We start from the raw sequence: 9,360 nt of genomic DNA on the forward strand, positions 1-9,360 counted from the left end.
TTGAATGAAGCAGAAGTCCAATATAAACAGTATTGCAAAGTATATGCGCGACAGCGTGGAATACCACTTGAGGAAGCAAAGGAACACAAAGTATGCAAGGAGTACAAGAAGTACTGTGAAGAGGTATTCGGTTGTAGAATATCTGAGAAAGAAGGGATACGTTGAACCAGGAAGGATACAGAGACCCGACTGCGGAGAAAGCTATGAGGGAATATAACCGGATGCCGCACAAAATGAGGGAAGCGTTGAATGCGGTGCAGAGCGTGGCAAGCCTCATGGGGTTTGAGTTGGTGGAAGTCCGGGACAAGAGGACAGGCAGGTTATATAAATGTGATAGGGAGTGATGCAAGTGGTAGAAGCAATCGAAGAAAAGAGAGAACCGTCGGAGAATGATCTGAAAAAAGAGTATCTGAGGAAATATCGAACACACGTCAGACGAATACATAGAATCAATGCCGAGATAGCAGAACTCAGGTCAATGAAGATTTCTCCTTCGGTGAATAATGACGGAATGCCGCACGGAGGTTGCGGGCAAAGCGATCTTTCCGGATATGCTGCTGAGCTGGACAGCATGGTACAGGAGCTGATCGATGAGAGGTATTGCAGAATCAAGGATTACCAGGAGATCGTCGGAAGGATCAAGAAGCTGAAAAGTGAGAACGAGAAAGATGTGTTATTCTACCGATATATCAGAGGGATGGACTGGTGGGAGATCGCGGAGAAGATGAAATTCTCTGAAAGGCAGATATTCAGAATTCATGGAAAGGCATTAGCTAATTTCAAAATTCCGAAAGATGTCAGTGAATGTCAGTAATATCTGTGCTATTATGGTATCATCGAGAAACGGAGGAGATGAGACAAACTCTTCCGTGGATACGATGAAACATGTAATGTTTCCTCCTCCCGTTAATTATTTGGCAGAGACACCCTATCTATGATGGATGGGGTGTTTTTGTATGCAGAAATATATAGACCAGAATTGAAGGTGGTGAAGTGGCGAACGATGAGAACTTAAAGCGTTTAACCCCGAGTGAAGCTCGAGAATATGGGAAAATGGGTGGTAAGAAGTCCGGAGAAGTTAGACGTAGAAAAGCAAACTTCCGTAAGACTTTAAATATGCTTCTTACTGCTGAGGTAGATAGTAAAGATTATGGGCCGGTTCCGGAAGCGCTTGGCGTTGAAAGCACACTCGAATCGGCTATGTTAATGTCAATGATAAAAGAAGCGCTTGAAGGAAATGTTAAGGCCGCTTATTTTGTTGCTCAGTATGCTGGACAGTCTGGACTGTCGGATGCGGATCTGAAAGAGCAGAGTGCCCGCACAAGCCAGATAAGAGCAAACACGGAACGGATCAGAAGAAACTCGAACGACTATGATGAAGGGGACGGTGTGACGATTGTCAATGACGCGCCAGAAGACAGTGAAGATATCGGATATTGTGATTCCGAAGTATCTGAAGATATTCAACAACAAGACGATTAAACATATTATCCTGACGTCTGGACGAGCTGGAACGAAATCCAGTTATGCGGCCATCAAAGCAGATTATCAGATTATCCACGATCCAAACGGATCTGTTGTTGTGTTGAGAAAGCATCACAATAAGCTTCGGAAGACAGTATATAAAGAGATGCTCCGAGGAATCAATAGATTGCAGATTCCGAAGAATCGCTTTCTGATCACGAAGTCCCCGATGGAGATTACATACAAAAAGCATGGCACTACAATTTACTTCTCCGGATCTGACGGAATCGATGATACTAAAGGTATTATCGATGAGGATAAACCGATCAAGCTTGTTGTCGTAGACGAGGCTACGGAGTTTTTCGATGATGGAGAGGGAGAAGATGAGCTAAGCAACATCGAAGCTACATTTGTACGCGGAAATAGCAGCGGATTCCAAATGATTTATTTATATAATCCGCCAAAAAATCCGAACGCCGCAATCAACCAGTGGTGTAAGAAGATGGAGAAGCGAGATGATTGCATCCATATACACACCGATTACAGAGATGTTCCTGTTGAATGGCTGGGTCAAGATCTGATTGATTCTGCAGAAGCCATGAAAAAAGCTGATCCGAAGATGTACCGATGGGTGTGGCTCGGACAGGCTGTCGGAGTTGACGAACTGATCTATTACATGTTTTGCGATAAGAACAGAGAGAAGCCCGAAAAAGGCAGAAGATACGATACAGCATACATTGGCGGAGATTACGGACAGCAGAACGCTACGACATATCAGGCATTTGGACTCGATACATACAAGAAGAAATTTCAAGGACTGGGTGAATATTACCACAGCGGTCGCGAAAGCGGACGTCAGAGGAGCCCGTCGGAATACGCTTCAGATCTCGTTGGGTTCATGGACGATCTTCATGAAAAGTATGATATTCGAGTTTTTTATGTATTTCTGGATCCATCCGCAAAGGGGCTCGCGGAAGAAGTTCGAAGAGCTACCAGAAATCTCGAATATAGTGTGCTGATCAGAGATGCAGAGAACGATGTAGCGCTTGGAATAAGCAGGGTTCAAAAAGCTCTGGTGTTTGATATTCTCAAAGTATCGCCATATCAGGAGAACGCTATTCGTGAATTTGGCATCTATGAGTATGACAAGAAGTCAATCGAAAAAGGAAAAGAAGCTCCAATCAAAGAAGACGATCACTGCATGGACGCGATCCGGTATGCAGTGATGGGAGCATGGAACAGAATCAAACATTGGACCGCTTGATCCAGATGATGTCACAAAGATAGAAAACCCGTTAAGCAGGGAGGTGATAGAAGATGAACATATTTAGTTATTTTCAGAAAATCGGAATTGATACTGTAGACGAATCGTTTTATAGAAAAATCAAAGAATGGACCAGCTGGTATAACGCGAATGTTAGAAAGTTTACGTTTTACAAAGTATACACCGGACGAGGAACATACAAGAGATGCCAGAGGAAAACGCTTGGAATGGCAAAGAAAGTATGCGAAGATATTGCCGATCTGCTCTTGAACGAGAAAGTTGTCATGACATTGTCTGATGCAGATACGGATACATTTGTAAAATCTGTGCTTGATAATAATAAGTTTTCAGTTCTCGGAAACAGCTACCAGGAAAAGAAAGCTTATACCGGAACAGTCGCATATATACCATATCTGGAAGACGCTGATATTTCAGAGGATGGCAGTGTGATCGCTGGGAAGATTGGTATCAATTATGTTGATGGAACAAATATATTCCCGGTAAGCTGGAAGAATGATGTAGTGACAGAATGTATATTCACATTCCCTCATACATTCCGAAGAAAGAAATATGTTCACGTGCAATCGCATTTGATCGAGAATGGTGAGTATGTGATCAAAAATACGGTTCTTGAAAATGTCCAGGGAAGTAATGATGGAAAAGAGCTTTCGGAAAAAGAATGGAAGGAGATAAAGCCATTCTCCAATCTTGTTCCTATGATGAGAACCGGATGCAATGAACCGCAATTTGTTATTGATAAGCTGAATATTGTTAATAACTCAGATGACAGCAATCCGATGGGGATTGCTATTTTTGCAAATTCCATTGATGTTCTGAAAAAGATGGACATCGAATTTGATTCGTACAGCAATGAATTTGAGCTTGGAAGAAAGCGCATATTTGTAGCTCCTGAACTGCTCCACAATTCAGACGGAACTCAGGCTTTCGATCCAGATGACGGTGTGTTCTACAGCCTTCCGGAAGACTACGACCGCGGCAAGGATCCTATGCTATCTGATGTAAACATGGAGCTCAGGGCAGAGGAGCACAGCAAGGCTATTAATGACGATCTCAATTATTTATCAATGAAGTGTGGGTTTGGAACGGAAAGATATAGATTTGAAAACGGAAATGTGAAGACGGCAACGGAAGTTATCTCTGAGAATTCCGACATGTTCCGGACTCTTAAAAAACACGAAATCATCCTTGATGATGTGTTGAAAAACCTGATCAGAATCATTATTAGGCTTGGAATCGTGCTCGGAAATCCGCTTTCAGAAGATTGTGAGATATCAATAGATTTTGACGATTCAATAATCGAAGATAAAGACGCTGAGAGAAGACGAGATCGCGAAGAAGTTGCGATGGGAGCCATGAGCATTCTTGAATATCGCATGAAGTGGTACGGAGAAGATGAAAAAACTGCAGCCTCTAATCTTCCAGAACAAAACACCGTAATGGAGTGATGATATGGCAAGCAAGAAGCCTGACATAGAAAAAATATCTCTCCGGATGGAAAACATCTGGACCAGCGCAGAGAGCCGGATCATACAAGACATAGTGAGACGCATTCGCAAGAATGGAACGATCACATCAACTGCAGATTATCAGATCACTCGGATGGCGGAGCTTGGCAGATCATCGGAGGAAATTGAGCACATATTGAAAGAAACGCTTAATGCAACCTATCCGGATATGTATCAGCTGTATGATGATGTGGCGAATTGGCAGTATGTTAGAAATAATGACATATACGAACAGGTTAATGGTCATTTCCTTCCTCCAGAGGAAAATGAGTGGATGATTCAGATGTCCGAGGCAATCAAGCGTCAGACTGCAGATGAGCTAAGTAATCTGTCTCAGTCGTATGGATTTGCTGTGATGATGGGAGGCAGAAAAGTATTTATGCCATTTGCAACGTATTATCAAAATTATGTAGATGCGGCAATTATGGACATCTTATCTGGTGGATTTGATTATAATACTGTGATTCGCAGAGTAGTCACGCAAATGGTAAACAGTGGCCTCAGGACTGTTGATTATGCAAACGGTCACAGCAATCGCACTCCGGTTGCGGTGCGCAGATCTGTCCTTAACGGTGTATCTCAGATATCTGGGAAAATAAGTGAGCGCAATGCTACGCTTCTTGGTACTGATTATTACGAAGTGGATTGGCATCCTGGTGCGAGACCGGATCATTCAGTTTGGCAAGGCAAAGTATATACATACAATCAGCTGATCTCAGTTTGCGGACTCGGTACAGTAACGGGATTGCATGGAGCTAATTGCTATCATGATTATTATCCGTTTATCCCAGGCGTTTCGGAAAGAAATTGGACAGATGAATGGCTTGAGCAACAGGATCGCGAAGAAGCCAAAAAGAAGACCTGGAAAGGAAAAGAGTATAATCTATATGAGCAAATGCAGAAGCAGCGAAGCATGGAAGCTGCAATGAGAGCTCAAAGGGAAAAGGTAGATGCTTTAAAAGCTGCGAAAGTAGATCATGATGAAATTACGATTGCGAGGGCAAAGTATAAATCTCAGCTTGGAGAATACGCACAGTATTGCAAGAAAATGGGACTCGTTGAACAGAGAGAACGCATCTATTACGACATGAGAGGAAGGGTGGCGTAGAAATGATAATCGTAAAAGTACGCGAACATGAAATACGCATGTGCGGCCATGCAGGGTGCAGAGACGATACGGGAGTGGATAGAGCTTGCGCGGCGGTATCAGCACTTACCTGCAATCTGATCAATTCGCTTAGAGATTTAACCGGAGATGAAATCTTCTCTGAAACGAGGAGCGGATTTTCAACTATCAGCTGGGAAAATCTCACTGAAAATGGGAAGTTATTGGTAGACTCATGGTATCTTGGAATATCAGATATTAACAATGAGTACGACTGCATAGAATTTCAATAACAAACGTCCGGAAGGACGTTTTTATATTGTCCAAAACGTGAAGACAGAAAAAGCTCGGGAGCCTGTCGAGGCAAAACGGAGGTATAAGATGAGAAAAAGAATGTATTTACAGCTCTTTGAAGACGGCGCGGGAGCTGGCTCTGGTGGACAGGGCGTGAATGCCGGGGCTGGTAACGGCGGCCAGGGATCCGCTGGGGGATCATCCGGATCACATGGAAACGGAGCATATACTTATGAACAGTTGGAAGAGATTGCGAGCGCGAGAGCTGAGAAATCAGAGCGGGCGGCATTAGCAAATTTCTTCAGAAGCCAGGGCATGACAGAAGCCGAAGTGACACAGGCCATCTCGGCATTTAAGACGCAGCGAGCGGCGAATCAGCCAAACGCTACTAAATTACAGCAGGATCTCGATGATGCGAATAAAAAAATCCAGCAGATGGAAAACGAAAAGGTTCTGGCTGGTAAGGGCGTGAAATCTGAAGATCTCGACTATGTGATGTTCAAAGTATCAAAACTTGTAGATGATAAAACAACGTTTGAAAAGGCGGCGGAGAAGTATTTGAAAGAGAATCCGCGATATATGGGTGGCAGTACATACCGAGTATCCACATCAACCGGAAGTGAGTCAAATGGATCTGGAGGCGGATTAAACGCTTCCATCAATGATAAAATTCGCGCTGCCGCAAGAAGATAAAGGAGAGAATGAGATGAATAGAAACAGAATGAATTTAAAGTTATTTGAAAGTGACGCGTCCATTATTGATCGATCCGGCGCGGAGTCATTAATCCCTACTCAGGAATCAAATGAAATCATCCAGGGTGCGATCACACAGTCAGCTGTGCTTTCGAGAGGTCGCAGGCTTGCAAATATGACAAGCAGACAGTACAAAATGCCAGTTCTCGATATGCTGCCGATTGCGTACTTTGTAAATGGTGACACCGGACAGAAACAGACCACAAAGCAGCAGTGGGATAAGAAATATATTACAGCGGAGGAAATTGCAGTTATCGTACCAATCCCTGAGGCTGTACTGGATGATTCCGAATACGATATTTGGGCAGAGGTAAGACCGAGGATTACCGAAGCGTTTGGAAAGGTCATCGACAGCGCAATTCTTTTCGGCGTAAATAAGCCGACATCATGGAGAAACGACGTTGTAGCTACGGCAACGGCAGCTGGGGCAATCGTAACTCTCGGATCCGCGGATAACCTGTATGATAAGATCATGTCAGAAGATGGCGTGATTGCAAAAGTTGAAAATTGTGGCTATTTCGTAAATGGTCATATGGCGGACATCTCTATGAGAGCAAAATTGAGAGGACTCAAAAACACTAACGGAGATCCGCTGTTTAAGTCAGACCTTCAGGGATCTACACAGTACGCTCTTGATGGATCTCCGATGGTGTTCCCGAACAACGGTGCGTTTGATAAATCAAAAGCTCTCATGATCTCTGGTGATTTCAGCCAGCTTGTATATTCTATCAGACAGGATATCACATTTAAGCTGTTCACCGAAGGCGTTGTACAGAATACAGACGGATCTATCGCATACAACCTGATGCAGAATGATATGGTTGCTCTGCGTGCAGTAATGAGACTTGGATGGGAGATTCCGAACCCGATTAATTCCGTTGAGAAAAACAAAGAAAAGAGATGTCCGTTTGCAGTAATGAAGGCCGGGGCTTAGTAGCGAGGTGAGCCTTGATGAAAGTATATGCAGGGTATGATTTTTATTCATATAATTACAATGGCGTTAAAATCAAGCCAGAGGATTTTGACGCCGCTGCATTACATGCGACGCAGTATATAAAGCACATAACGCTTGGAAGATCAGACGGATATGACGGAGATGAGCTGAAATACGCCACATGCGAAATCGCAGAAGTATATGCGGAATTGTTTGTATTGAGATCAGGAAATGAAATCAAGAGCGAAAATACAGACGGATACAGCGTATCTTACGTCACGCAGGGAAGAGATGGAGAAAGCCGAGAAGATCTGTTTATGAGAAGAGCATATGCAATTGCGAATAAGTGGCTTTCTCTTACCGGATTATTGTATAGGGGGATATGCCGATGATTGCAAATGCAGACTGTACGGTATATTCCCGCGTACCCGGAAAAGACTGTGATACATTCAAGATGCAGTACATTCCGGAATGCTGGTGGTTTTGCGACGAAAAATCATCAATAACGACAGATGGACTAAAATCATCAGATGTATTTACTGTTAGAATAGAAGACCTGTCTATCAAGGTTGCGAAGGGTGATTATCTGGTACGAGGACGCGGACCGAAAACAATTCAGACAGTAAGAGATATTGCTGGGTTTGAATATTTTAAAGTTACTTCTGCGAATTATAACCGGTTTGGGAGCAATCCGCATATCAAGGTGGTGGGCGCATAATGTCATATTTTGAAATAAAAACTCCTCGCGGTACTGTATTTACGGTAAACGGAAAAGGCGGAAAGGTTACAGCGGAGATCGAATGGAATCCGGGATTTGGTCCGTCGGAGTCGTCAAAGTTTGATAGAAAACAGAGATTTGTTGACCAGGAATGTATCCGGAGAATGGCTCCAGAGACTCCGAGAAGAACTGGTGTACTTATTAAATCCGCTACACTTGGAACAGTAATAGGATCCGGAGAAATCAATCAGATTACGCCTTATGCAAGACGTCAGTACTATGAACACAAAGAAAAGAGTCGCTGGTTCGAACGAATGAAAAATAGACACAAAGATTCTATTCTGAAGGGGGCCGAAAAAATTGAGTAATATGATTGAATCTCTGAGATCGTTCTTGTCATGTTGCCCGTTCCTGAACGGAGGTAGAGTGAATGTGGATTACATTGGAGCTGAAATGACGTATTCGATCGATCCGCTTCCGTGTGATCCAGTTATTCAGCGATATGTAGACGGAGGTGCGAAGAAGCAGTTCCAGTTCGCATTTACAAGCAAAGAGCAGTATGACGAGGATGCGAGGATCAATATTGATAACAGTGAGTTCTTTCAAAAATTTGAAGACTGGTTGGAACAGCAGAACTTTACTGAAAACCTTCCGGATCTTCCAGACGGCAAGATTCCAATACGGTTTGAAACATTGAGCAAAGGATATTTATATGATATAGACGGCAACCTGGCGAAATATCGCATAGAATGCCGCCTTTTGTATAGTCAGGAGGTATAAAGATGGCAGATACAGTTGCAAAAATGGTAAAGCGGCATCAGAGAGTCGCTTTTATGAACACGGACAAAACCGGATCCTCTCCTAAATATGAGAGGATGACTAGATTTACGAGTATGAAAAATTCAAAAGGCGCAAAAGAGTACAGCAGGCAGTATGTTGATAAGGAATCTGAAGATACCGATGTAGTTGGATATTCACCGTCTATTGAATACTCGTTTGACAGATATACAAATACTCCGGTGCACGACCTCATTGCAGAAATCCACGATGGTGAGAAGACGGGATCTGATGCTCTTGTGGATATTGTTGTTGTCGATCTGTTTAATGAAACGAACGGGAAGTACGAAGCACGCAAGAGGACTTATGCAGTTGTTCCGGATGCGGATGGAGATGGCACGGACGCACTGATCTACTCCGGGACATTAAAAGCGAAATCTGAGATTGAGGAAGGAACCGCTACTTTATCAGAAGATGGAAAGACAGTGACGTATACAGCTTCAGTAAGTGCAACAAGTGAGTAAA

The 9,360-nt window shown here is 43.3% G+C and carries 15 protein-coding genes; all 15 read left to right on the forward strand.

All coding sequences use genetic code 11. The annotated features are described in order from the left end of the window. The 15 genes from ACTNB3_RS14790 (at position 1) to ACTNB3_RS14860 (ending at position 9,359) form a co-directional block, all read left to right on the forward strand. Positions 1–165, forward strand: coding sequence for a hypothetical protein (locus ACTNB3_RS14790; RefSeq protein WP_441026576.1), 165 nt, complete (start codon positions 1–3; stop codon positions 163–165). Then, a complete protein-coding gene (locus tag ACTNB3_RS14795; protein ID WP_441026578.1) occupies positions 162–344 on the forward strand; it encodes a hypothetical protein in 183 nt (60 codons plus the stop codon). The genes ACTNB3_RS14790 and ACTNB3_RS14795 overlap by 4 nt, the downstream gene beginning before the upstream one ends. A 5-nt stretch (positions 345–349) precedes the next feature. Further along, complete coding sequence (locus ACTNB3_RS14800) at positions 350–814, forward strand: DUF1492 domain-containing protein (RefSeq protein WP_441026580.1); 465 nt, start codon at positions 350–352, stop codon at positions 812–814. A gap of 179 nt (positions 815–993) precedes the next feature. Continuing rightward, on the forward strand, positions 994–1,482 hold the full coding sequence (locus tag ACTNB3_RS14805; protein ID WP_441026582.1) for a hypothetical protein: 489 nt from the start codon (positions 994–996) through the stop codon (positions 1,480–1,482). After that, positions 1,403–2,728 carry a PBSX family phage terminase large subunit gene (locus ACTNB3_RS14810; RefSeq protein ID WP_441026584.1) on the forward strand — a complete coding sequence of 442 codons (1,326 nt, stop codon included), beginning with the start codon at positions 1,403–1,405 and terminating at the stop codon, positions 2,726–2,728. The genes ACTNB3_RS14805 and ACTNB3_RS14810 overlap by 80 nt, the downstream gene beginning before the upstream one ends. A gap of 53 nt (positions 2,729–2,781) precedes the next feature. Then, positions 2,782–4,194 (forward strand): phage portal protein, encoded by a 1,413-nt coding sequence (locus ACTNB3_RS14815; RefSeq protein ID WP_441026586.1) that lies wholly within the window; start codon positions 2,782–2,784, stop codon positions 4,192–4,194. Positions 4,195–4,198: 4 nt separating this feature from the next. Beyond that, the gene (locus tag ACTNB3_RS14820) at positions 4,199–5,362 is read left to right on the forward strand and encodes a phage minor capsid protein (RefSeq protein WP_441026588.1); all 1,164 of its coding nucleotides are present in this window, start codon (positions 4,199–4,201) and stop codon (positions 5,360–5,362) included. Between the two features lie 2 nt (positions 5,363–5,364). After that, a complete protein-coding gene (locus tag ACTNB3_RS14825) occupies positions 5,365–5,652 on the forward strand; it encodes a ribosomal-processing cysteine protease Prp (RefSeq protein WP_441026590.1) in 288 nt (95 codons plus the stop codon). A gap of 88 nt (positions 5,653–5,740) precedes the next feature. Continuing rightward, positions 5,741–6,346: a hypothetical protein gene (locus ACTNB3_RS14830; protein ID WP_441026592.1), complete on the forward strand. Its 606-nt coding sequence runs from the start codon at positions 5,741–5,743 to the stop codon at positions 6,344–6,346. 13 nt (positions 6,347–6,359) lie between these two features. Continuing rightward, a complete protein-coding gene (locus ACTNB3_RS14835; RefSeq protein WP_441026594.1) occupies positions 6,360–7,340 on the forward strand; it encodes a phage major capsid protein in 981 nt (326 codons plus the stop codon). A gap of 17 nt (positions 7,341–7,357) precedes the next feature. Then, the gene (locus ACTNB3_RS14840; RefSeq protein WP_441026596.1) at positions 7,358–7,732 is read left to right on the forward strand and encodes a hypothetical protein; all 375 of its coding nucleotides are present in this window, start codon (positions 7,358–7,360) and stop codon (positions 7,730–7,732) included. Beyond that, complete coding sequence (locus tag ACTNB3_RS14845) at positions 7,729–8,058, forward strand: DUF6751 family protein (RefSeq protein ID WP_441026598.1); 330 nt, start codon at positions 7,729–7,731, stop codon at positions 8,056–8,058. The genes ACTNB3_RS14840 and ACTNB3_RS14845 overlap by 4 nt, the downstream gene beginning before the upstream one ends. Next, positions 8,058–8,426 (forward strand): hypothetical protein, encoded by a 369-nt coding sequence (locus ACTNB3_RS14850; protein WP_441026600.1) that lies wholly within the window; start codon positions 8,058–8,060, stop codon positions 8,424–8,426. Before ACTNB3_RS14845 ends, ACTNB3_RS14850 begins: the two co-directional genes overlap by 1 nt. Position 8,427: 1 nt before the next feature. Then, on the forward strand, positions 8,428–8,838 hold the full coding sequence (locus tag ACTNB3_RS14855) for a hypothetical protein (protein WP_441026616.1): 411 nt from the start codon (positions 8,428–8,430) through the stop codon (positions 8,836–8,838). A gap of 2 nt (positions 8,839–8,840) precedes the next feature. Next, the gene (locus ACTNB3_RS14860; RefSeq protein ID WP_441026602.1) at positions 8,841–9,359 is read left to right on the forward strand and encodes a hypothetical protein; all 519 of its coding nucleotides are present in this window, start codon (positions 8,841–8,843) and stop codon (positions 9,357–9,359) included. The last annotated feature ends 1 nt before the right edge of the window (position 9,360 follow it).

The organism is Bariatricus sp. HCP28S3_D3 (assembly GCF_052065755.1).
Classification (GTDB): domain Bacteria; phylum Bacillota; class Clostridia; order Lachnospirales; family Lachnospiraceae; genus Allocoprococcus.

What these genes read in the sequence shown, in the direction of transcription:
- ACTNB3_RS14810 (WP_441026584.1), top strand. Translation starts at nt 1,403, where the DNA reads ATGACGCGCCAGAAGACAGTGAAGATATCGGATATTGTGATTCCGAAG.
- ACTNB3_RS14815 (WP_441026586.1), top strand. Translation starts at nt 2,782, where the DNA reads ATGAACATATTTAGTTATTTTCAGAAAATCGGAATTGATACTGTAGAC.
- ACTNB3_RS14820 (WP_441026588.1), top strand. Translation starts at nt 4,199, where the DNA reads ATGGCAAGCAAGAAGCCTGACATAGAAAAAATATCTCTCCGGATGGAA.
- ACTNB3_RS14825 (WP_441026590.1), top strand. Translation starts at nt 5,365, where the DNA reads ATGATAATCGTAAAAGTACGCGAACATGAAATACGCATGTGCGGCCAT.
- ACTNB3_RS14830 (WP_441026592.1), top strand. Translation starts at nt 5,741, where the DNA reads ATGAGAAAAAGAATGTATTTACAGCTCTTTGAAGACGGCGCGGGAGCT.
- ACTNB3_RS14835 (WP_441026594.1), top strand. Translation starts at nt 6,360, where the DNA reads ATGAATAGAAACAGAATGAATTTAAAGTTATTTGAAAGTGACGCGTCC.
- ACTNB3_RS14840 (WP_441026596.1), top strand. Translation starts at nt 7,358, where the DNA reads ATGAAAGTATATGCAGGGTATGATTTTTATTCATATAATTACAATGGC.
- ACTNB3_RS14845 (WP_441026598.1), top strand. Translation starts at nt 7,729, where the DNA reads ATGATTGCAAATGCAGACTGTACGGTATATTCCCGCGTACCCGGAAAA.
- ACTNB3_RS14850 (WP_441026600.1), top strand. Translation starts at nt 8,058, where the DNA reads ATGTCATATTTTGAAATAAAAACTCCTCGCGGTACTGTATTTACGGTA.
- ACTNB3_RS14855 (WP_441026616.1), top strand. Translation starts at nt 8,428, where the DNA reads ATGATTGAATCTCTGAGATCGTTCTTGTCATGTTGCCCGTTCCTGAAC.
- ACTNB3_RS14860 (WP_441026602.1), top strand. Translation starts at nt 8,841, where the DNA reads ATGGCAGATACAGTTGCAAAAATGGTAAAGCGGCATCAGAGAGTCGCT.